The sequence below is a fragment of the Halostagnicola sp. A-GB9-2 genome (genome assembly GCF_030068615.1).
Classification (GTDB): Archaea; Halobacteriota; Halobacteria; order Halobacteriales; family Natrialbaceae; genus Halostagnicola.
On the sequence record NZ_JASJOC010000001.1, the window covers coordinates 907,829 to 928,891 of the forward strand.

At 63.0% G+C, this 21,063-nt stretch carries 21 protein-coding genes; 8 read left to right on the forward strand and 13 right to left on the reverse strand.

The genetic code is table 11. The annotated features are described in order from the left end of the window. Positions 1-95: 95 nt before the first annotated feature. Positions 96-434, reverse strand: coding sequence for a ferredoxin (locus QNM96_RS04530; RefSeq protein ID WP_283834817.1), 339 nt, complete (start codon positions 432-434; stop codon positions 96-98). A gap of 193 nt (positions 435-627) precedes the next feature. Between QNM96_RS04530 and QNM96_RS04535 the strand changes: the two genes are divergently transcribed. Then, entirely contained in the window at positions 628-1,395 is a 768-nt protein-coding gene (locus QNM96_RS04535; RefSeq protein ID WP_283834818.1) for a hypothetical protein, read from the forward strand. Between the two features lie 197 nt (positions 1,396-1,592). Here QNM96_RS04535 and QNM96_RS04540 read toward each other — a convergent pair whose 3' ends face one another. Together QNM96_RS04540 and QNM96_RS04545 are read right to left on the reverse strand one after the other, a co-directional pair. Next, positions 1,593-2,162 carry a peptidylprolyl isomerase gene (locus QNM96_RS04540; protein WP_283834988.1) on the reverse strand — a complete coding sequence of 190 codons (570 nt, stop codon included), beginning with the start codon at positions 2,160-2,162 and terminating at the stop codon, positions 1,593-1,595. 275 nt (positions 2,163-2,437) lie between these two features. Next, on the reverse strand, positions 2,438-2,956 hold the full coding sequence (locus QNM96_RS04545; protein WP_283834819.1) for a peptidylprolyl isomerase: 519 nt from the start codon (positions 2,954-2,956) through the stop codon (positions 2,438-2,440). 94 nt (positions 2,957-3,050) lie between these two features. Between QNM96_RS04545 and QNM96_RS04550 the strand changes: the two genes are divergently transcribed. Continuing rightward, positions 3,051-4,037 (forward strand): succinylglutamate desuccinylase/aspartoacylase family protein, encoded by a 987-nt coding sequence (locus QNM96_RS04550; RefSeq protein ID WP_283834820.1) that lies wholly within the window; start codon positions 3,051-3,053, stop codon positions 4,035-4,037. Between the two features lie 53 nt (positions 4,038-4,090). Here the strand turns inward: QNM96_RS04550 and QNM96_RS04555 are convergent, their stop codons facing one another. Further along, entirely contained in the window at positions 4,091-4,852 is a 762-nt protein-coding gene (locus tag QNM96_RS04555; RefSeq protein WP_283834821.1) for an SDR family NAD(P)-dependent oxidoreductase, read from the reverse strand. Between the two features lie 231 nt (positions 4,853-5,083). Next, a complete protein-coding gene (locus QNM96_RS04560) occupies positions 5,084-6,154 on the reverse strand; it encodes an anthranilate phosphoribosyltransferase (protein ID WP_283834822.1) in 1,071 nt (356 codons plus the stop codon). Positions 6,155-6,321: 167 nt separating this feature from the next. Here QNM96_RS04560 and QNM96_RS04565 point away from each other — a divergent pair, with 167 nt between their 5' ends. Continuing rightward, complete coding sequence (locus QNM96_RS04565; protein WP_283834823.1) at positions 6,322-7,389, forward strand: Lrp/AsnC family transcriptional regulator; 1,068 nt, start codon at positions 6,322-6,324, stop codon at positions 7,387-7,389. A 353-nt stretch (positions 7,390-7,742) separates the two neighbouring features. Here the strand turns inward: QNM96_RS04565 and QNM96_RS04570 are convergent, their stop codons facing one another. Then, positions 7,743-10,886: an FAD-binding and (Fe-S)-binding domain-containing protein gene (locus tag QNM96_RS04570; protein ID WP_283834824.1), complete on the reverse strand. Its 3,144-nt coding sequence runs from the start codon at positions 10,884-10,886 to the stop codon at positions 7,743-7,745. Positions 10,887-10,962: 76 nt separating this feature from the next. Continuing rightward, complete coding sequence (locus tag QNM96_RS04575) at positions 10,963-11,724, reverse strand: lipoate--protein ligase family protein (protein ID WP_283834825.1); 762 nt, start codon at positions 11,722-11,724, stop codon at positions 10,963-10,965. Between the two features lie 69 nt (positions 11,725-11,793). Here QNM96_RS04575 and QNM96_RS04580 point away from each other — a divergent pair, with 69 nt between their 5' ends. Continuing rightward, positions 11,794-12,753, forward strand: a complete 960-nt coding sequence (locus QNM96_RS04580) for a hypothetical protein (RefSeq protein ID WP_283834989.1) — start codon at positions 11,794-11,796, stop codon at positions 12,751-12,753. Positions 12,754-12,825: 72 nt separating this feature from the next. Here the strand turns inward: QNM96_RS04580 and QNM96_RS04585 are convergent, their stop codons facing one another. Continuing rightward, complete coding sequence (locus QNM96_RS04585) at positions 12,826-13,869, reverse strand: phosphatase PAP2 family protein (protein WP_283834826.1); 1,044 nt, start codon at positions 13,867-13,869, stop codon at positions 12,826-12,828. Positions 13,870-14,090: 221 nt separating this feature from the next. On the opposite strand from QNM96_RS04585, the gene QNM96_RS04590 reads away from it, so the two are divergent. Further along, complete coding sequence (locus QNM96_RS04590; RefSeq protein WP_283834827.1) at positions 14,091-14,600, forward strand: PaaI family thioesterase; 510 nt, start codon at positions 14,091-14,093, stop codon at positions 14,598-14,600. A 13-nt stretch (positions 14,601-14,613) separates the two neighbouring features. Here the strand turns inward: QNM96_RS04590 and QNM96_RS04595 are convergent, their stop codons facing one another. The 3 genes from QNM96_RS04595 to QNM96_RS04605 all read right to left on the reverse strand — a co-directional run bounded on the left by QNM96_RS04595 (position 14,614) and on the right by QNM96_RS04605 (position 16,308). Then, on the reverse strand, positions 14,614-14,829 hold the full coding sequence (locus QNM96_RS04595; protein WP_283834828.1) for a hypothetical protein: 216 nt from the start codon (positions 14,827-14,829) through the stop codon (positions 14,614-14,616). An 82-nt stretch (positions 14,830-14,911) separates the two neighbouring features. Further along, the gene (locus tag QNM96_RS04600; protein WP_283834829.1) at positions 14,912-15,514 is read right to left on the reverse strand and encodes a molybdenum cofactor synthesis domain-containing protein; all 603 of its coding nucleotides are present in this window, start codon (positions 15,512-15,514) and stop codon (positions 14,912-14,914) included. Between the two features lie 119 nt (positions 15,515-15,633). Continuing rightward, a complete protein-coding gene (locus tag QNM96_RS04605) occupies positions 15,634-16,308 on the reverse strand; it encodes a helix-turn-helix domain-containing protein (protein ID WP_283834830.1) in 675 nt (224 codons plus the stop codon). Positions 16,309-16,391: 83 nt separating this feature from the next. Between QNM96_RS04605 and QNM96_RS04610 the strand changes: the two genes are divergently transcribed. Together QNM96_RS04610 and QNM96_RS04615 are read left to right on the forward strand one after the other, a co-directional pair. Continuing rightward, positions 16,392-17,879 carry a cytochrome P450 gene (locus QNM96_RS04610; RefSeq protein ID WP_283834831.1) on the forward strand — a complete coding sequence of 496 codons (1,488 nt, stop codon included), beginning with the start codon at positions 16,392-16,394 and terminating at the stop codon, positions 17,877-17,879. A gap of 142 nt (positions 17,880-18,021) precedes the next feature. Beyond that, positions 18,022-18,312: a hypothetical protein gene (locus QNM96_RS04615; RefSeq protein ID WP_283834832.1), complete on the forward strand. Its 291-nt coding sequence runs from the start codon at positions 18,022-18,024 to the stop codon at positions 18,310-18,312. A 92-nt stretch (positions 18,313-18,404) separates the two neighbouring features. Here QNM96_RS04615 and QNM96_RS04620 read toward each other — a convergent pair whose 3' ends face one another. Continuing rightward, on the reverse strand, positions 18,405-18,728 hold the full coding sequence (locus QNM96_RS04620; protein ID WP_283834833.1) for a hypothetical protein: 324 nt from the start codon (positions 18,726-18,728) through the stop codon (positions 18,405-18,407). 203 nt (positions 18,729-18,931) lie between these two features. Further along, on the reverse strand, positions 18,932-20,068 hold the full coding sequence (locus QNM96_RS04625; protein ID WP_283834834.1) for a thiolase family protein: 1,137 nt from the start codon (positions 20,066-20,068) through the stop codon (positions 18,932-18,934). Between the two features lie 193 nt (positions 20,069-20,261). Between QNM96_RS04625 and QNM96_RS04630 the strand changes: the two genes are divergently transcribed. Further along, on the forward strand, positions 20,262-21,041 hold the full coding sequence (locus QNM96_RS04630) for a DUF5806 family protein (RefSeq protein WP_283834835.1): 780 nt from the start codon (positions 20,262-20,264) through the stop codon (positions 21,039-21,041). Positions 21,042-21,063: the final 22 nt, after the last annotated feature.

Here is a 21,063-nt window from a genome sequence, read left to right on the forward strand (position 1 = left end):
CTATTTTCAACCAGCCTCAGCGGAGAACGAGTTTCGCCGAGCGAAACCGACGACTGAGTATCTATGCCGGGAGAGAATTACGAACGACCCAATGACTACCAATCGACGCTGAGCGTGCCGTCACCGTGTGGGTCAGGTGCGATCTCCTCGTCGGTTCGGCGGTCGACGACGTGGATACAGCCGTCGTCTTTTTTCGCCGGACAGACCTCCGCGGCGCGGACGTTCTCCTCGAGATCCTCCTCGTCGAAGAAGTACGATTCGGGCTGTGCTAATCCGGATTTGATATCCATCGTCCAGTTATCGGCGACCTCGGCGCACTTGCCCGCGCCGAAGCACTTGTTCGCCTCGAAGATGATCTTGTAGGGCTTTTCCTCGACCGGCGGGGCGTCGGCTGAACCGACATCGCTCGGACGTGTAATCTCGTCGTCGCTCATTACTCGAGTATCGGAATTCGGGCGACTTTCACGTTACGGTCGAGCGAGACGGAACACGAGGAGACGGCCTGCTCTGAACCGCCGCTGAAATGGTTCACCTATTATCAGTTTCGTCGATTAATACTATGTGATGAAATTATTTTTTTAGCTAGAATAAGTTGTTTATTATCTTCGATCGAATTACAACACGCCCATGCAGTATACCCGACGGCAAGCGCTCATGCTCACAGGAGGATCGCTCTCGATAGCTCTCGTCGCCGGCTGTCTCTCCGACACCGGCGCAGAAAGAACGCCAGCACTCGGGTCCACGGCTGACGGAAGCCCGAACGGGCCCGGTGATCGCGACGCTGGAGGGCCGAGCCAGGGGCTCCCCGACGATCTCGATCGGATCGATGTCCCGCCGTATGAAATCGAGCGGGAAAGCTGCGGTCCCAACTCGGATCGCGATCCGCTCTATCTCAGCGCCCAGATGCCCGACGAACCGTCTCTTCCCTTCGAACACGAGGAGACGGCACGATCGATACTGCTCGACGATGGGCTCGGTGCCGAGAGCGGCTCTGACGGCGACCCGCAGCTGTATGCAACCCTCCTCACCGACGAGGACGACCTCGAGCGAGTCGCCCTCGAACCCGACATTCCGGCGACGGCGTTGATCGAAGATGCCGATTTCGACGAGGACGTGATCCTGATCGCCCAGACCGGCTGGGGCTCAAGCGCGGAAACGCCGTTCATCAAGCGGATCGAAGAAACCGAAGACGGCATCCACGCCTTCGGGTGTTATCGCCGGCCGTGTCTGATGACGGCGGATTACACCTATCGAACGACCGTCGCTCGCGTCGACCGACCCGACGAACTCGAGTCCGGCTTGGTCAGTCTGACGGGCGATCCTGACACGCGCGTTAATTTCGCCGCCGGAGAAGGCGTCGTCACGCTCGAGGACGACTGGGCTCGGCCCACATAGCGTTCGGGAACAGACCGGTTCGGGAATCGATCGGGTGAATCGCGATCGCGTTTTTTCGATGCATCATCAATTGGTCGACGGATGGTGACAATACAACAGGAGGAAACGATACTGCCGCTGCTGCGTCCTATACCTCGAGGAATATTCGCGACTTCTCGGGGTGGTGAACCGGAAAAACGTCACGTTCGGGGGTTCGGTTACTCGTCATCGTGAACGGTCACGGACTCGAGGAGGATCTCCTCCGTCGGCCGGTTGTTCGCGTCGGTTTCGACCGACCCGATGTCGTGGACGACGTCCATTCCACTGGAAGACCCGCTTTGCTCGTCTTCCGGGCCTCCGTTCACGCCACTTGCGGAGCCATCGATGACCGACCCGAAAATCGAATGATGGCCGTCGAGGTGGGGCTGGGCGCCGAGCGTGATGAAGAATTGCGAACCGTTCGTATCCGGGCCGGAGTTGGCCATGCTCAGGATACCCGCGTCGTCGTGGCGCAGGTCGTCGTGGAACTCGTCGTCGAACTCGTAACCGGGGCCGCCGCGACCGGTCTCGGTCGGGTCGCCACCCTGAATCATGAAGTCCTCGATGATGCGGTGAAACGCCACATCGTCGTACAGCGGCTCGCCCTCGACTTCCTCGCCCGATTCGGGATCGGTCCAGGTTTTGCCGCCGGTCGCGAGGCCGACAAAATTGTCGACGGTCCGCGGCGCGCGGTCGTCGTAGAGTTCGACATCGATGTCGCCCTCGCTCGTGTGTAACGTCGCGATCAAACGCTCGTCAGTCGAACCCGTCCCTGAACTGTCGGCGTCGGGACCCGTCTCTCCGTCCGTCTCGTTCGAGTTGTTCACACAGCCAGCGAGAAACACTCCGAGACTCGAGGCGATTCCGGTCAGTAACGGTCGTCGATAGCGGTCGATATCGCTCGTGGGGATGGAGATGACCTAACGCTATCGAATTTGCCGGCGGTGACCGATATCGGGTCGCGCTCGACTCGATCCGCGAATTGCCGCAAAACAGGTCGTAATCGGCCGCGTTCGCTCGTGGTTTACTCGTAGTCGACGGAAACGGACTCGAGGACGACGTCTTCGTTCGGCTGGTCGTTCGCATTGGTGTCGACATCACCGATCTCGTTGACGACGTCCATCCCGTCGGTGACTTTTCCGAAGACGGCGTGGCGGTCGTCGAGGTGGGGCTGGGCGCCGAGCGTGATGAAGAACTGCGAACCGTTCGTGTCCGGGCCGGAGTTGGCCATGCTCAGGATGCCCGCGTCGTCGTGGCGCAGGTCGTCGTGAAACTCGTCGTCGAACTGGTAGCCCGGGCCGCCGCGACCGGTCTCGGTTGGGTCGCCGCCCTGAATCATGAAGTCCTCGATGATGCGGTGGAACGCCACATCGTCGTACAGCGGCTCGCCCTCCACTTCCTCGCCCGATTCGGGGTCGGTCCAGGTTTTGCCGCCGGTCGCGAGGCCGACAAAGTTGTCGACGGTCCGCGGCGCGCGGTCGTCGTAGAGTTCGACATCGATATCGCCACGGTTCGTGTGCAGTGTCGCAGTAACGTCTCCCATAGTCACCGAGACGGTCGGCCGAGTGAAAACGGTAGTGGTCTTCGTTGGCATCGGCGGCCGCAGGTACATACCGCTGGCCGTGAAACGAGTGTCTATGAGTGACGGCACGCACACGGCCGAGCAGGTAACTCTCGCCCGGTTGCCCTCGGGCGTAGAACTACCGACCACGGTCCACACCTATCACGGTGACGAACCGGGACCGACGCTGTACGTGCAAGCGGCCCAGCACGGACGCGAAATCAACGGTACGGAGGTCTTGCGTCGATTCCACGACCGACTTCCGCTCGAGTCGCTTTCGGGAACGATTGTCGCCGTTCCGGTCGCGAATCCGCTAACTTTCGACCGGGTCTCCTATACGACGCCGGAAGCGCTCGATAGCGTCAACTCCAATATGAATCGCGTTTGGCCAGGGGACGATGAGGGAAGCCTCCACCAGCGCATGGCCGCCCGCCTCTGGGAGTACGTCGAAGACGCAGACGCCGTCGTCGACCTTCACACCGGGAGCCCGGACATGCTCCCCCATGTCGTCTACCTCGATGACGACAATGCATCCGCCAACCTCGCACAGGCGTTTGGCACCGACCTTCTCCTCGCGGAGGAAGCAAACGAGGACGCCCCAGGCGAGTGGCACCGACGCGGATTCGCTGGGAAGCTCCGGGTCGCCGCCACGAGAGAAGATATTCCGTCGATAACGCCCGAGCTGGCACACAGTAAGCAGATACTCGAGGACGTCGTCGAGGACGGCGTAAACGGACTATTGAGTACCTTGAGTCATCTCGAGATGCTTCCGCCGGTGTACGCCCGCGAACACGGATCGGATCGAACGACGGAGCCGACCGTCGCGCGAAACCACCTCGGACAGGTTACTGCGAACGAGTCGGGACTGTTCCGGCCGAATCCCGAACTCGAGCTCGGCCAGCCCGTCTCGATAGGCGTCGGTCTTGGGACCATCTATCACCCGACAACGTACGAACCGGTTCAGGAGGCCGTAACCGATCGCGGGGGAATCCTCTATACGCTCACGCAGGAAGCGACGGTGATGGCGGGGAGCAAGCTCGCGAGCGTCGCGATTCGAGATTGAGAACGGAGCAACGAGTGAAAGCGATGGGCGGACTGAAATTCGGGTCAGTCGTCTTAACAGGTCGAAAAGCCGCCGTCGACGACCAATCCGTGGCCGCTCACGAACGACGCTTCGTCGCTTGCGAGGAACAAGATCGCATCGGCAATTTCTTCTGGTTCGGCTAAACGCTTGAGCGGGTACTCAGCTTCCATCTCCTCGCGTGCGGCTTCGGGATCGCCCTGGCCCTCGAGATACTGTTCGACCAGTTGCGTGTTCGTAAAGCCGGGACAGACCGTGTTCGCTCGAACACCGTAGGGCCCCGCCTCGGCGGCGATCGCTCGAGTGAAGTTCAACACCGCACCCTTGCTCAGCGAGTAAGCGGCCTGTTTCGGAAGCCCGAGAATGCTCGCGAGCGATCCGACGTTGACGATCGCACCGTGGCCCTGCTCTTTGAGATGCGGGAGCGCGGCGTGACAGCCGTTCCAGACGCCGTTGACGTTGACGTCCATGACGAAGTCGCGGATCGACTCGTCGGTCTCTTCCATTCGCGACGACGGATGGCCGGTCCCGGCGTTGTTGACGAGCACGTCGAGACCCTCCTCCTCGGCGACAGCGTCGATGACTGCGTGAAACTGGTTGCTATCAGTGACGTCGAGTTCGTAAAACGCCGCCTCACCGCCAGCGTCCTCGATCGACGCGACGACCTCGTCGCCGCCGCTCGAGTCGATGTCGGTGACGATAACCTGCGCACCCTCCTCGGCGCACCGTTCGGCGGTCGAGCGCCCGATTCCCGCGGCCGCACCGGTGACAACCACTGTCTTGTCTTCGAGTCGCATAGATCTGCAATCGAGCGGACACTATATAAATTCGTTCATGATTTTCCACGCAATACTCGATCTCGTTCAGCGTTCTGTGTCCTCAGACAAACACTGGTAACAGGTCGCTCGAGAGCCCAATCGATTCGTCGCAATCGGGTCTCGCCGGATCACGGAGTTAGCGGGGAACGAAGTGAAGAATAGTCGAACGGCCGAGTACAGAAATCGAGTCAGTTCACGTCCTTTTGGACCTCAGAACGACTGGAGGTCCTCGAGTACAGCCTGTGCGCTTCCGTCGTCGATAACGGCCCGAGCCGCCTCGAGTCCGTCCTCGAGCGAGTCGACGTCGCCGCGGGCGTAGATTCGGAGCGCGCCGTTGAGAGCGATGGCGTCGGCGAAGTGATCGTCTCGCTCGCCGGAGAGTACTTCCTCGGTGATTGTCGCCGAGTCGGCCTGCACGTCCTCGACTTCGAGGTCCTCGCTTTCCATCTCCATGCCGTACTCGGCGGTTTCGATCTCGAAGTCCTCGAAGGTGCCGTCGGCTTCGTCCCATTCGGCGACCTTCGTGTAGCCGGGACGGATGTCGTCGTAGCCTTCCATCCCCTGGAACATGATCACGCGCGAGTACCCGAGGTGCTCGCTCCCTTTGATCAGGTCGGTCATCTTCTTTGCGAACGCGAGGTGGTAGAACGAGCCCAGGTGCACGTCGGCGTTGGCCGGGTTCGCGACCGTTTCGATGGTGTTGACGAACGTCCGGACGCCCATCTGGTCGCGCCGGTCGTGCAACGAGTCGATGGCGGGGTTGAACTCGGGCTGGTAGTAGAATCCGAAGCCGGTTTCATCGACCATCTCGGCGCTCTCTTCTGGCTCGATCTCCGTTCGAACGCCCAGTTCGTCGAGGACGTGCTTGTACGCGGTCTCTTTTTGGGTCGGGACGCGGTCACCGGAGTGGACGACGACCGGCGTTCCCGCGGCGGCGGCGACGAGGCCCGCACCGACGCCGAGGATCGCCGAGGTGTGCTTTCCGTCGTAGTTCGCGCCGCAGTCGACGGGATCGCAGTCGGGTTCAGCGCCGACGACGCCCTCCTCTATCATCACGTCGGTAAACGCCGAGAGCTCCTCGGCGTTGTTGTGCTTCCATCGGTTCGCGAGCCAGAACGCGCCGAGAGTCGTATGGTCCGGTTCGCCGGCGAGGATGCGCTGGAAGGCCTCTCGAGCCTGCTCGGAAGACATGTCCTCCGCCGATTTCGTGCCGGTCCCGACGACTTCGGTCATCAGCCGTTTCAAGGGCCATTCGCCGAACTCTGGGGTTGCTTGCGCCATATTCTGTCGTTCGAACGGGCGGCGCAAAAGCCTCCCGCTTCCGGGCATCGGTTGACACGAAAGTCCGCCCGTCTGTGCTCGAGATTCGGTTCCGAACGAAAGACAATTACCCCGGAACGCTCCCGAGATCCGAAACCACTACCTTCGGCTCGTCCCTAGGCAAGCCAATGAGTACCCAGTCGGGTGCCTGGCTCGAGTCGGTCGACGAGGTCGACGCCGCGATCATCGACAGCTATCAGAGCGGTTTTCCGGTCGCCGAACGGCCGTTTCGCCGACTCGCCGACGCACTCGAGATTGACGAATCGGACGCCCTCGAGCGGGTTCGGCGGCTTCACGAGGAGGGGATCTTCCGGCGCTTCGGTCCGGTTCTCAACCCGCCCGTAATAGGCTCGTCGACGCTGGCTGCGGTTCGCGCACCCGAGGACCGCTTCGACGAGATTGCAGCGGTCATCAACGGCTACCGGCAGGTCAACCACAACTACGCCCGCGATCACGAGTGGAACATGTGGTTCGTCGTGACCGCCGGCTCTCGCGAGACCAGAGACGAAATCCTCGAGGAGATCGAAACCCGAACTGGCTGTTCGGTTCTCAACCTGCCGATGCTGACCGATTACTACATCGACCTCGAGTTCCCCGTCGTCAACGCCGACCGGTTCGCCCGCCAAAGCCTCGAGTCGGACGCTCGTCCCGCAGAGAGCGTCGAGCAAAGCGAGGCCTCGCCCACCCGAATCAGCGAGGACGCGGCGACAGACCTCTCCTCGTTCGAAGCCAACCTCTTGCTCGAGGTTCAAGATGGGTTCCCGCTTTCGGAGACGCCGTATCGAGATCTGGCGACGGCGCTCGAGGGAGACGTTTCGGACGTGCTCGAGGCGATCGAGCGACTCAGCGAGAACGGCTGTATCAAGCGGATCGGTTGCGTCGTGAACCACGTCGTGACGGGCTTCGACGCGAACTGCATGGTCGTCTGGGACGTGCCCGACGACGAACTCGACGAACGCGGCGTTCGCGCAGGCGATCTCTCCTACGTCACGCTCTGTTATCACCGGCCTCGTCGGGAAGCCCTCGAGTGGCCCTACAACCTCTTTACGATGATCCACGGACGCGATCCGGCGGCCGTCGACGAGAAAATCGACGAACTCGCCACGGAGTACCTGCCCGTGGACCACGAACGATTGTACTCGACGGAAACGCTGAAACAGACCGGCGCGCAGTACGAAGAGTTGGTCGGGAACTGAGTGCTCGTTTGGCCTCGACGCGCCTCCTTTCAGCACCTCTCCCGACACCTCGAGCCGCCCCAGCCTCGGCGTTCGACGTCGTCGACTGCGTGTGCGAGTACGAGAGGCCGGGCCGGGAGTGCGACTCGAGCAACGCAAGAGCCGCACGACTCGGGGAAAGGCAGGCAATCGCGAGCCCTGGCGGAATGAAAGGGCGAGGTGGAGTCGCGGGTGTTCTGGCGACTCTATCTGAACGAAGTGAGGATATCCGTCAGAACACCCGCGAGCACACCGAGGGCTTTCACTTGATTGTTAGCTTTAATGTAGCCACCGCACAAATATCTGCACCTATTGGGATGAAATGAAAATTAGACTTACTCGAGCGCTTTCCCTACCAACTCGATCGGCGTCGGCGGCTCCTCCTCAGCGTCGGGATGGCCCTCGAGCTGGCTCCGACAGGAGGCACCCGGCGCGACGACCCGATCTCCCTCGCTCGAGTCGACCTGCTCGTAGAGCACGGCAGCGATCGCGTTGCTCATCGAGGCGTGTTCGGCCTCGTACCCGAAACTGCCGGCCATACCACAACAGCCCGAATCGAGCGGGTCGACGGCGTAGCCCGCCCGCCGGAGGAGGCCGACGGCGTGGTGGTCTTTCGCCGTCGCCTTCTGGTGGCAGTGGCCGTGGTAGGTGAGGTGCTCGAGGGCGTCGGTATCCGTATCCGTGTCCGGATTGACATCCGACGGCGAAACGAACGATATCGACTCGTCGAGCCGGAACGTGTCGAGGTACTCGCAGACGCCGTAGGTGTGCTCCGCGAGGGTCCGAGCGTCGTCACCGAGCAGGTCCAAGTAGTCCGACTGCAGCATAACGGCGTCGGAGGGCTCGACGAGGAGGATATCCCGGCCGTCCTCGAGGTGAGAAGACAGCGCTTCGAGGTTTGTTCGAGCGGTCTCGCGGGCCTTCTCGAGAAAGCCCTTCGAAAACGCTGGGCGACCCGTGTCGCCGACGCCGTTGGGGACCGTGACGTGGATGTCCGCGGCCTCGAGGACTCGAACCGCTGCCTTGCCGGCCTCGGGATGGTTGTAGTTGGTGTAGGTGTCCGGGTAGAGGACGACCTCGCGGACAGCGTCGGCTTCCTCGACGTTCGTCCCGCCGCGGCGTTCGAACCAGTCCGAGAAGGTGTCGCTGTGGAACGTCGGCAGGGGCCGATCCGCGGCAATCCCGACCGTCTTCTCGAGGAGCCAGCGCGAACCCGGTATCTTCGGGAGGACGTTCGACAGCGGCGCGAAGCGACTCCCCCACCGGGAAAGGTTCGAAACGTTCGCGAACAGCCGATCGCGAAACGACGAGCCGTTTCGCTGGTGGTACTCGTGAGTCACTTCGGCCTTCAGCTTCGCCATGTCGACTTCGCTCGGGCAGTCGATTGCACAGCCTTTACAGCCGATACAGAGGTCCATCACCTCTTCGGTGAACTCGTCGGAGAACTGCTCTCCCGGCGGAAGGTCGCCGCTCATCGCCTGCCGAAGGGCGTTTGCCCGCCCGCGGGTGCTCGTGATCTCCTCGTGGGAAGCGCGATAGGTCGGACACATCACGCCGCCGGTGGTCGACTGCTCGCCGCGACAGCCGCCACAGCCGTGACAGAGTTCGACCATCCCCTGCATGCCGTTGTCGTTCTCCCACTCAAGTTCGGGCTCGAAGCCCGCCTCGTACTCGTAGTCGGGGTCGAATCGAAGGTTCTCCCGGAGATCCGCCGGATCCTCCTCACGGTAAACGACCTGTCCCGGATTCAGGAGCCAGTCGGGATCGAACGCCGCCTTGAGGTCCCGAAAGGTCTCCCAGAGATCTTCGCCGTAGAGTTTCCGATTCCACTGCGTTCGAGCCCGGCCGTCCCCGTGTTCGCCCGAAACGGAGCCGCCGAGATCTACCACGAGATCTGTCACGTCCTCGGCAATCCCGTGCAACTGGTCGATCCCGATATCGGTCTTCGTGTTCACCAGCGGCCGCACGTGCAACACGCCGGGTCCGGCGTGGGCGTAGAAGGTCGCGTAGGTGTCGTGGGCCTCGAGGATCGCCTCGAACCGTTCAACGAACTCGGGCAGGTGTTCCGGCGGAATCGCCGTATCCTCGATGAACGAAACGTGTTTCTCGTCGGTGGTCCTCGAGAGCAAGATCGGGAGCCCCGACTTGCGGAGCTTCCAGAGCTGTGCTCGCTCGGCCTTCTCGTAGGCCTCGAGGGCGTCGATCGCGACCGGTTCCTGCGCGCTCGAATTGTTCTGACTCGCGTTCATGTCGCCGAGATCCATCTCCGAAACGCCGCCGTCGGGCGTCCCGGCTGGCGTGACGGACGGGCACCGATCGGCGAGCAGTTCGGCGATCCGCTCGCGACTCTCGGCCTCGTCTTCGGCGTAGAACTCGACCAAAAGCGTCGCGTTCGTACCCTCCGGAAGCATCTCCGTCACGGGGGCGAACTCCGCGGTCCCGCGAGCGAGGTCGATCAACACGTCGTCGAGCACCTCGACCGCCGCGGGGTCGTGCTCTATGATCGGCGCGACGTCCGTCATCGCGTCGTGGAGCTCCGAATAACAGAGCAGGGCGACGGACTTCGTTTCGGGAACCGGCTCGAGCGAGACGGTCGCTTCCGTCACGATTGCGAGCGTTCCCTCGCTTCCAGCGAGCACTCGAGCGAGGTTGACGGTTCCCGGATCTCCGGTTTCTTCGCCGCCTGGAAGGGGTTGGCCGCGGGCCTCCGCAATCAGCCTGTCGAGGTTGTAGCCCGAAACGTTTCGCTTGAGATCGGGGTACGCCTCAGCGATTTCGTCCGCGTCTTCCTCGAGGATCCGGTCGATTTCGGCGTAGATCCGCTCCTCGAGCGAGCCGTCCGGGTCGGCGCGTTCATCGATCTCCTCGAGAGTCACCTCGCCGAATCGGGTGACCGTTCCGTCCGCGAGGACGACCTCGCAGGATTCGACGTAGGCGTCAGTCTTGCCGTACTGCAGGGAGTGTGCACCCGTCGAGTTGTTTCCGATTGCGCCGCCGATCGCGCTCTTGTCGCCCCAGGCGGGATCCGGCGCGAACTTGAGATCGTGGGGCTCGAGCGCTTCGTTTAGCGTCCCGAGGATCGTTCCGGGCTGGACCGTCGCGGTCCGGCCGTCGGGATCGACCGCGAGGATTTCGGTCATGTGCCGAGTGAAGTCGAGAACAACGGCGCGGTTGACCGTCTGCCCGGCGAGGCTCGTCCCGCCGCCGCGGGGGAGCACCGGAATTCCCCGTCGCGCGCAATACTCGAGAACGCTGGCGACGTCGCTCGTCGATTCCGGAAAGACGACGCCGACGGGCGTCATTTCGTAGGCGCTGGCGTCGGTCGCGTACAGCTCGCGCGAGTACGAATCGAATCGAACCGAACACTCGACCAGGTTCTCGAGGTCGCGAACCAACCCCGGCCGGTCGACGTCGGTGCTCGCGTAGTCGTAACTCGCACGTGCGTCGGCGGCCGGGTCGTCGCTCGGCTCCGTGGCCATACCTTACTCTAAGGCGTCGTCAGCATAAAGCGTGGGGCATCGGCCGCGGTCCGTCGAGTCGAAAAATTCGACAGGATTAGTCCACATTGACGGCCTCTATCTGTCGATCGCCGACCAGCGTCTCTTCGAGAACGCGTCGAACGCGCTCGGTGTCGAGACGTCCGCCCGATCGCGACCCGGTCTCACCGCGGCCGCTCCGGCCGGTGTTCGCGATCGCACCGACGGACGCGGAATCGAACGGAATCTCGAGCGCCTCGTACACGCCCGCGAGAACGTTCGCGAGTTCGTCCCGGTTCGCGACAACGATGATCCCCGAGGCGAGCGCAGCGTCTTGCTGGACGCGCTGGGCGATGCCCACGATTTTCCGAGGCTCCGCGGACAACGGAGAACCGGCGTGATCCCTCGAGTTCGCGACCGAGAGCGAGTGCGCACCCGGACAGAATGAGTCGTCGGGTTCGCCGCGAACGGCGTCGATGTCGAGGCGTTCGAGGGCCCGCTCGAGGTTGTTGGTCAATCGTTCGTACCGCTCGTCCGTTCCCTGCCGAAAGTCCTCGACCGGTTCGGCGCGGGCGAACGCGAGCGTCGTCTCCCCGTCGTAGGCGACCGCGCGGCCGCCGACGCTCCGCTCGACCGGCGGAAACCCGTGCGTTCGTGCGACCGCTTGAGCGTCCTCGTACCCCTCGAGTCTGGCGTCTCGCCGACCGAAGGCGACCTGCCTGTGGGGTCGCCAGACGCGGACCGCCGGGGTTCCGCCGGATGCGATCTCGAGGAGTCGCTGACTCGCCGCTCGGTCGGCATCGACGCTCTCGGCTCGGCCCCGCAAGACGGTGACTGACATTCGTCGTACTGCGACGGGCTACGCGCCGACGTGCCTAAACCTTCGTGGCGCAGACGGGAAGACGAACAGATGGCCGTCACCCTTCCCGATTCGATGCTCGCCCGGTACGAGCGGTTCTCGCTGTACAATTCTCCGTACCCGGCCCACGACGGCGGCCGCGCGATCGACCTCTACCCCGGCACGCTCCGGGACGGCCGAACGACCGACGCGCCCAGCCCCGTCTCGGGAACCGTCCTCGAGACGAAAAACGTCCGCGCGCCGTCGAAACCCTACGCGCCCGAGCACGATCACCTCATCCTGCTCGAGGTCGACGCGCCGACAGGTGGCGGTGGATTCGGCGAATCCAAGGCCGTAACCGAAACCGATGGCGAAGGCCTCGTCGCCCGAATCCTCCACGTCGAACCCACCGTCGAGGCTGGCGATACCGTCTCCGCGGGCGACTCCCTCGGAACGCTCGTCCGCGCGGGCTTTTTCGCGCCGTGGGTGGACAACCACCTCCACGTCGGTTTTCGTCACCCCGAGCAAAACCACTACCGCGCATCGGGCTCGCTCCTTCTCAAGATCGGACCGGATGTCGAGCTAACGCCCCTCGAGTGGGACGGAACGGGAACTATCGTCGAGAGCGGCGACACCTACGCGATCCTCGACAGCCCGACCCATCCGAATCCCGGCGTCGCGTTCGCGGGTATTCGCATCGACGGGGGCAGGGTTCTCGACGGCGGGCTCCCACACTACGACGGCGGCGGGGTTCTCGGCGGCAGGAGAGCGCTCGAGTCAGGCCGGGCTTTCGAATCCGACGAGCCCGCACTCGAGACATCGGCGGTATCGCTGAACGGCGACCGCCTGGGCATCGCTAGCGGGCGGACGATCGCGTGGGACGATGTCACCGTCACCGTCGACGGTGAACCGATTACCGGCCTCTCCTTGTTTTGCGCTCGAGACGCCACCTTCGGTGCCAAGCTCATCTGTCCGGAGCGATCGCTTGAGGTCGGACGAACGGTTCGGGTCCGCGTTCACAACCGCGACTGATCGCCTGCGATTTCATCGGCCCGCTTTACAAGCGGTCTAGGAGAAGGCCCCGGGGCTTGACCCCGAGGCGGTTCACCGGGTTCGGATCCACTCGAGAAGGCGTTGACTGTGATGGCGAAGTCCAGCGTAGGCTCGCCGCCACGTACTCGGGGTGAGCAGATAGCGGATACCGAGCAGGCCCATGCGGATCCAGAACGAAATCGCACCGCCGACTCGGCGGGCGTACTCGGAGTGTCGCATCACCGGGATCGTGACGATCACCGCCGTCGTGAGGCCGATCGTCCCGCCGGCGGTGTACGCCGACAGGAGCGGGAAGTATTCGTAGGTCGCGAGCAACGACGCGAGGGCAAGCGACGCGAATCCGCCCCGGACGGCGATCGGGCGCAGAGCCCGAGAGGGGCGCGAAACCGCGACCAGTTCGCGGCCGAGCATGATGAGTTGCCAGCCGGCGAACGCTCCCAGGGAGGCCCCCAGGATGAAAATCGCGTCGGCGTCGATCTCGCTCGTCACGACGAAAAAGACGCCGAAGAGCACGGCCAACCCGAACGTAATCGTCGCCGGATCGCTGAGGCGACGGTTAATGAGGGCTCGAGCGGCCAAGAGCAAGGCCAGCCCGACTGCGACGCCGACCACGACGTCGACGAGGTAGTGGACGCCGAGTGCGAGGCGAGTAAAACAGACGGTGGTGACGATCGCCGCCGCACTGGCAAAGCGCCGGCGAGCCGTACTAACCGTGAGGACGTACGCCAGCCCGAAGTAGACGATCGTCGTGTTGACCGCGTGGCCGCTCGGGAACCCGTACCCGGTCGCCATCGCCGTCGCTTCGTAGAGCGGTTGGATGAGCTTCGGGAGAAGCTCGGGGTCGAGTAGGGGTTCGTTCGGTCGTGGAAAGCCGAAGATTTCTTTCAATCCCTTGTACATCCCCATTCCGGCCAGCCACGCGCCGGCAACCGTTGCAATATTGTCCCGCCGTGGCGCGTCGAACCAGTAAAACGCAGCGAGGACGAACGCCAGAAACCAGATGTCACCCAGCTGCGTGAGCAAGGCGACGACGACCGCCAACCACTCGGGGACGAGTTCTTGAATCGGCTCGAGTTCGCCAATACCCCGCGACATACGAGACAGTTAGCTACTTGAGACAAAAAACCCGCTATATCGTGACGAGCCGCGGTCGGATTCCACGGGACTGACTCGATACACGCAACCTCACGAACTGACGGCACACGAGGCCGAAAACGCACTCGAGTCGACCGAGGGGCTGCCGGCCCAATAAACGGGTGTGAACGTGAAATCGCGAAAGCGCAGAGATCAAGGCGGCCGCTCGCAGACAACTGGGCATGAGCGAGGAGACACCGGAGTCGATCGGAATACCGAATTCCGTCGAGGATCCATCCGATCTCGGGGAGATGCTACAGGGATATATCGACGAGTACCAGGAGTTTCTGTCGTGGATTGGCACCTCTGTCGATCACATCGGCGAGGGAACGATGACGCTCTCGATTCCCTATGACGAGAAGCTCACGAACGTCCGTCCGGAGGCGGGTCCGGATCGGCGACCGGACATGCACGGCGGCGTGGCCGCGACGCTTATCGACACCGCGGGTGGGTTGGCCCTGCGGACTGAACTCGAGGACCCCTTCGCGGCCAGCATCGCGACGATTAACCTCAACGTCAACTATCTCCGGCCGGCGACGGGCGACCTGAGCGCGACCGCGAACGTGATCCGCGTCGGCTCGAGCGTCGGCGTCAGCGAAATCACCGTCGAGAGCACGACCGCCGACGGCGAGACGAAAGCGGTCGCGACCGGACAGGGATCCTACCGGGTCTTCCGCGCTAAAAACGACTGAGTCGGTGCGCGAATCAGTTTTCCGAACGCTCGGTCCGCCGGTAGCCACGCCAGATGTGGCGGTGAAGGAAGAGTCCGATAGCCGCGACCACGACGAAGTAGAGGTAGATGGCCGTCTCGAGGTACTCTGGAATCATTCCAAGCGAAGTCGCGTCGGCGGGAACCGGTTCGATCACACTCTCGAGTTCGACTCGATCGTTATACGGACGCGCCTTCACAGATTCGGACACTAAGGTCGGGTGCGAAGCGTTCAGCGAAACGCGACTGACAGTGATTTCGAACGATCCGGAGACTGCCTCCTCGATCAGCGATTCACTCGTCGGACCGGAACGCCTCGAGGGACTGATCGGTCGCCTCCGTTCGGTGGCTCGTCGCGAGTCCGGCAAGGTGTGGCGCTTCGGGAACGATGAGCTTCTCGCAGGCGGTTCGACAGGCGTTCGTGCTTCCGGGGAGAGTAAAGACCGGCGTGTCGACGGCGATGCCAGCCGTGGCTCGAGAGGCCATCGCACGGGTTCCGACTTCGTCCCAGGAAAGCGACCGGAACAGTTCGCCGAAGCCGGGCAGTTCGCGTTCGAACAGCGACGCGGTCGCTTCGGGCGAGACGTCGTCGGCGGTGACCCCCGTTCCGCCGGTCGTCACCACGATATCGATCTCGCGCTGGGCGACCAAGCGCCGAACGGCGGTCCGAATCGCGGCGTAATCGTCCCGGACCAAGACGCGCTCGCGCACCTCGTGACCCTCGTCTTCGAAACACGCCGCGACCGTGTCGCCGCCGGGATCCTCGAGCGTTTCCGGATCTTCAGTTTCCGCCGCGGCCGCTCGAGAGGACGATACCGTTACGATCGCGACGTACAGCGGGTCGATGATGTCGTGGCCGTGCTCGTCCGTCGTGCGTCGAGTCTCGTCTGTCGTCATGTAAGTGGCTCTATGCTCGAGGGCGATAATAGCTCCCCCGCACGGAGATTGCAGAGAAGGTCAACCCCGGGTTCCGTATCCGGGGGCCTCGGGAAGCGATCTACGGACAGCCATCGGGGCTACGGGCGACCTCGGAGCGACAGCCGCCCGTCGAGGTAGCTCCGCGCGAGCCTGGCTTCGGCCTTTCGCAAGTGGTTCCCGGCCGTACTGCTCGAGACGCCCAGTTCGTCACCAACGTCGCTTACAGTGCCTTCTCGAGGAATTTCGTAGTAGCCCACCCGCTCGGCGGTCGCCAGCGTCTCCCGCTGTCGGTCGGTAAGCCCCACTCGACCACCGGTCGGGCGTATCGCGGTAACGGCCTCGAGTTCGACGTCAAAATCGTCCGGAAACTCGTCTACCACCGTTTCGACGTCGACGGCGGTTCCAAGCACCTGTACTGTGAGTCGGCGACCGGACAGAAACGAGATCGGAGGCACAGCGACGAGGTTCGTTTGCATGAACGCCTCGTAGAGCTTTCGATCGCCTTCCGACGGCGCGTCCCAAACGGAGAGATACAGCTCTCCGGACCGAAGTTCGACCAGTTCGTAGTCGTCGATCGACGCGACCTCGGTCAGCGCCGTTTCGTACACCTCTCGGTCAGCGAGGACGCGAAACACCAGCCCAATCCGGTCCTCGCTCGTCACGTTCCACTCGAACATCTCGCTCCGGTTGACGGCCTGGTGGTCGTCGATCAATCGGTGCATCGGGTGCAGTGCCCGGTCGGGAATCCGAATCGACACCGTGAACGAACGCATACCGATGCCGACACCTCTTTCCATATAAAGACACGGATGAGTCCGTGGCAACGACGAAGGCGGACCCGGTTCGACTGTTGCGTATGTCCGAGGAGACACACGCTCCCGAGCGTATCGGCACCGGTCACGACCCGCCGACCGCCGACGGGGACGGCGGGGAGGCCACCTCTGCAGACGGGGACCACTCGAGACCCGCTCCCGGCGACACCAATCGACCGGAACGCCCGCAGCCGCTCCCCGTGATCGGCAATCTTCATCAGATAACCCGAAACCCGCTCGGGTTCTTCGAGGCGGCCCGCGGAGACGACCTGATGCCGTACCGGGTGTTCACCGATCAATGCTACGTCGTCTCTAACCCCGAGGCCGTCCAGACCGTCCTCGTCGACGACGACGGCGCGTACCGCAAGGGCGAGATGATGCGAGGACAGATCGGGAGCCTCCTCGGCGACGGGATTTTTCTCGCCGAAGGCGACGACTGGCAAACTCAGCGGGCCACGATGCAGCCTGCGTTCTACCGTGACCGGGTCACGGGGTACGCCGACGCGATGGTGGACAGCTCGGCGGAGCTGGCCGATTCCTGGGAGGACGGCAAAGTAGTCGACGTTGCAACGGCCTCGAGCGACCTGACGATCTCGGTGCTCGCGGATACCCTCCTCGGGATCGAGCCCGGTTCGGATCGCGAGGTCGTCACCCGAGCGGCGGAGGCAATCGCCGTCAGATACGACTCCCGACGCGTCGGCGCGTTTCTCCCGGAGTGGATCCCCTCACCGACCAACCGCCGCTACCGACGTGCGCTCGAGGAACTTCGGCAGACCATCGATCGGATCATTCGGGACCGCCGACGTACCCTCGAGGACGGCGGCGATCCCGGTGCGGACCTCCTGTCGATTCTCGTGACGGCCACCGCCGACGGGAAGATGGACGACGAGACACTCAGAGATAACGTCGTCACGTTCCTGTTCGCCGGGCACGAAACGACCGCGCTCGGCCTGACGTACGCGCTTTACTCGCTCGCCGACGAGCCAGCTGAACAGGAGCGACTTCGCGAGGAATTCGAAGCGTTCGGCGATCCGGTCGACCGTCCGAACGACGCCGCCGCGCGCGACGCGCTCCCGGCGACCGACCGCGTCGTCGACGAGACGCTCCGGCTGTATCCGCCGGTGCAATCGTTCTTCAGGGAACCCGCTCGACCGGTCGAGTTGCTCGGGACGCAGGTTCCGGCGGGAACCGTCCTCGCGCTGTCGCCGTGGACCTGCCATCGCGATCCCCGCTGGTGGGACGACCCCGAAGAGTTCCGTCCGGAGCGTTGGTCGAGAGACCCGACCCGACGTACAGGGGGAGCGTCAAAGTCCAAATCGGAGTCGGCTCGCCCGGAGTACGCGTACTTCCCGTTCGGTGGCGGCCCGCGTCACTGTATCGGCATGCGGTTCGCGCTGCTGGAGCTTCGATTGAGCCTCGCAACTTTGCTCTCGAGGTGGCGCTTCGAACCGGTCACCGAAACGCTCTCGTTCGCGCCGAGCGCAACGCTCCAGCCCGACGGACCGGTTCGACTCCGAGTGATCCGTCCATGATTACGGATCGAACTCGAGGATAGTCGTCGAATCGAACGGAAGACTCCAGCGTCATCTCCGTCGACAGACTGGCCCGCACGCTCCCCTGGCTCCGGGTGGTATTCGGCGCGATAGGAATCCTTTCACCGCGGCTGCTCGGGCGGTGGTACGGAATCTCCCACGACGCTCATCGGCGGTCGCGATTCGATACGCCTGCATTCGAGCGGTGGGGCTGGGAACCGGCCAACTCAGCACACCGTCCGAGCGACGCGCGGAGTGGTGCCGCGTCGCGCTTCTTGTGGATACGCTCGATACGCTGATGGTGATTCATGCCGGCCTACGCGGCAAAATTTCGCCGAAAAGCGCCGCCGTCATGTTGAGCGGAACCGTCTTCGGTGCGGTCGTCGGAGCGGCTTCGATCGCCACGAACCGAGAGCAAACACAGGCGGAGTAACGGAGGAAACCAAACAGCGAGAGGACAAACGCAGAACACGAAAGCACGTGAACGGCATACTCGTCGCTCGTTTCGTTCTCACCTGCGTTGTCCTACCCGTCTCTTTCAGCGCTTCGGTCGTCGTCCTCTCGAGTGGCCTCGTTTCCATCAGCACTCGAGAACGGGAAATCGTCTTCGCGCGATGGATGAATGTTGTACCCACCGCCCGCGTAGGGGTCCTCCGACGGATCGTACTCGAGTTCGCTGCGCTCGAAGAGGTACATGAAGAACCCGAATATCGGAATCAGCCCGACGAGCAACAGCCACCGCCTGCGCTCGAGGGGCACCCGGCCCGTATCGTAATAGACGAGCGCCACGACCCCGAGGTGGATGCTCAACGGGATGAAGATGAGCGCGAACAGCAGGATGTTGCTCATGGAGATAATTCGAGCTCGGAGCTTGTAAATCGCTCCGTCCCAATCCGACCACAGAAACGAGAATCAACGGCCAGCGCGTCTCAGTTACCGCCGAGCTCGATCGCCGCTCCCTGACGCGACCACCTTTTATCTCGACCGACTCGCTCGCGTCGCTCGCTCTCGGCCTCGTAAAATCTGGGCTAAAAGGTGAAGGATACCGCCGCTTAGTTGACCTCGAACTCGATCGCCGCTCCCTGTCCGAAGCCGACACAGAGCGTCGCCAGTCCGCGGCCGCCGCCGCGTTTCTGGAGTTCGTGGATCAGCGTGACGGGCAGGCGAGCGCCGGAGGCACCGAGCGGGTGACCGATCGCGATCGCACCGCCGTTGACGTTGAAGATGTCGGGATCGATACCGAGTTCGTCACGCGAGTAGAGACTCTGGCTGGCGAATGCCTCGTTGAGTTCGACCAGATCGTAGTCCTCGATATCGCGGCCGTTCCGCTCGAGGAGTCCCTCGGTAGCCGGCACCGGGCCGATTCCCATAACCGTGGGGTCGACGCCGGCGACGTTGTTCATGCCGACCTCCGCGAGGATCTCGAGGTCGTTCTCCTCGGCGAACGCCTCACTCGTCACGAGGAGCGCGGAGGCACCGTCGGAGATCTGGGAAGCGTTTCCGGGGGTGACGCTGCCGTCGGATTTGAAGACCGTCGGTAGTTCTCCGAGTTTCTCGGGGGTCGTTCCCGGACGGAGCCCCTCGTCTTCGGTGATCGGACCGTTCTCAGTTTCGATCGGAACGATTTCGTCCTCGAAGCGACCCTCTTCGGTCGCTTCGACGGCTCGCTGTTGACTCTGTGCGGCGTACTCGTCCTGTTGCTCTCGAGTGACGCCAAACTCCTCGGCGACCTTCTCTGCGGTCATCCCCATCTGGAGTTCGCCGACGTTGTACTCGGCGGCCATCCGCGGGTGGACCTCCATCGTGTTCTCGCCCATCGGAACGCGGGTCATCGACTCGACGCCGCCGGCGATGATCGCGTCACGGTTACCCGCGGCGACGGCGTCCGATGCAGAGATGACCGCCTGCATGGATGAGGCACACCAACGGTTGATCGTCGTTGCCGGAACGCTCTCGCCGAGGTCCGAAAGCAACGCGATGATACGGGCGACGTTGTTGTCCTGTTCGCCGCGTTGCTGGGCACAGCCCCACATCAGATCGTCGATATCGTCGCTCGAGAGGCCGCTGTCGGCGAGGATTTCGTTGATCAGCGGAATGGAGAGATCTTCGCTTCGCAGGTCGGCGTACACGCCGTCTTCTTTCCCTTGCGGGGTGCGATACGCGGCTGCGATAACTGGCGTCTGTGACATAGGCTACTGGACGGTCTTTATCATCTTAAAACACACAGAACCACTCGAAATGCAATGGGAGTTTATCGCATTAGTCGCACCTCGAGAAAATATCCCATGGAGCGGCCGGAGACGAAAATACCGGAGTAACAGGATCGGGGAATGAACGGCGTCGAGAACAATCCTTATCTCTGGCCCTTGGGAATAAGCAGTCATGAACGAGGACGGTTCGCAGACGGAGTCGACGGAATCGGACGACTCCGGATCGAACGAGGTGGAAGGCGATGGGCCTGAACGGGACGAGATGCAAGAACGAGACGCTGGTCAGCGCGAATCATCGCCTCGGTCTTCCGACTCGAGCGAGTCCACCCCTGTGGAAACTCCCACCGTCGATTCGGCAGTCGCCGATCCCAATACTCTCGACGGTGGCGAATCCGTCGAAGACCCGGAAGATGAACAGTCCATGCCGGGCGTTCCAGAGCCCGACGAAGCCGACGAGAGCGACGTACCGACGGACGTCCAGAAGTACGCGCGCTTCCAGAAGATGGACAGCGCGCAGTACGATCGGGTCAACGAGTTCCTGCGGGATCGGACCTACATCACGGCCCGCGAGTGGGCCATCGCCCGACTCTGTTCTGACTTCCGGACCGAAACCGGCGTCGAGATGACCAAAATCGGCGAGAACCTGCCTGAACTCGTCCCCTTCATGACGGACACGTACACCCCCCAGGCCGTCAATCAGGCTCGAAGCTCCTTCGAGGACAAGATCCGAACCGCCGGCGCGACCTTCCTCTACGGCGCGATGTGTGACTTTTTCACCGCCGAAGAGCTCGACGACGTGATGTACGAGTCGACCGAGGTCGCGAAGTTCCTCCTCGAGGTCGAGGGGGTTGACCTCTCGGTCGAAGAAGAACTCGAGGCCGAAGAACGAATCTCGTCGGTGATGCGCGACGTCCGCGACGCGAGCCAGGAGCTCCGAGAAGACGAAGCCTGAGCGGAACGAATCGGCGGTAGCG